This window comes from Vallitalea maricola, assembly GCF_036985595.1.
GTDB lineage: Bacteria > Bacillota > Clostridia > Lachnospirales > Vallitaleaceae > Vallitalea > Vallitalea maricola.
In genome coordinates this window covers 1-252 of sequence record NZ_BTPU01000410.1, presented here as the reverse complement: position 1 = coordinate 252, position 252 = coordinate 1, and the positions used below count along the sequence as shown (strand labels likewise).

The window sequence follows — 252 nt, the reverse complement described above, 5'->3', positions numbered from 1 at the left end:
GTCCCTGATTCCAGGACTTGGACAAATTTATAACAAACAGAAAGCCAAGGGGTTCATCTTCTTAGGTGTGACACTGGCCTTTCTAATCTATTTCTTTGCGATCGCTTCTGGTGAGCTAGGAAATCTTATCACACTTGGTGAAATGCGCGGACGCGACAACTCCCTCTTTATGTTGATCCGTGGTGCCTTCCACTTAATTATCGTACTGGTTTACTTCCTATTTTATGCCTTCAACTTAAAGGACGCTCACAC

The 252-nt window shown here is 43.7% G+C and carries 1 pseudogene; it reads left to right on the top strand.

From position 1 onward, the window contains the following. A pseudogene (locus AACQ14_RS24480) lies at window positions 1-252 on the top strand (sugar ABC transporter permease); the annotation flags it as partial.